Annotated in this window: 1 protein-coding gene; it reads left to right on the top strand. The window is 67.2% G+C overall.

The window, feature by feature from the left end; all coding sequences use genetic code 11:
- Positions 1-534: CDP-glycerol glycerophosphotransferase family protein (locus ACSNOC_RS27890; RefSeq protein WP_436750354.1), on the top strand; the 534-nt coding region annotated here is incomplete at both ends.

Raw genomic sequence — 534 nt, 5'->3', positions numbered from 1 at the left:
CAAGGTCGTGCTGTACGCGCCGACGTGGCGGGACGACCAGCGGCACACCGCGTCGAAGTTCAAGCTCGACCTCCAGGTCGACCTGACGGCGGCGCGCGAGGCGCTGAGCGACGACCACGTCTTCCTGTTCCGCAAGCACCCCAAGATCCTCGACGCGATCCCGGGCGCCGGGCAGGGCTTCGTCTTCGACGTCTCGGCCTACCCGGACATCGCGGAGCTGTACCTGATCGCGGACGTCCTCATCACGGACTACTCGTCGGTGCTGTTCGACTACGCGCACTCCGGGCGCCCGATGCTCTTCTTCACCTATGACCTGGAGCACTACCGGGACACCCTGCGGGGTTTCTACTTCGACTTCACGGAGAAGGCCCCGGGGCCGCTGATCAAGACGTCGGACGCGCTGATCGAGGCGATCCGCGACCTCGACGCGGTGCGCGCGGCCTACGCCGACAAGTACGCGGCGTTCGTCAAGGAGTTCTGCGAGCCGTCGGACGGGCTGGCCACGGCCCGGGTGGTGGACCGGATGCTGGAGAT

It is taken from the genome of Streptomyces sp. URMC 129 (assembly GCF_051386415.1).
Taxonomy (GTDB): Bacteria; Actinomycetota; Actinomycetes; order Streptomycetales; family Streptomycetaceae; genus Streptomyces.
This window is presented reverse-complemented; position numbering and strand designations above follow the sequence as displayed.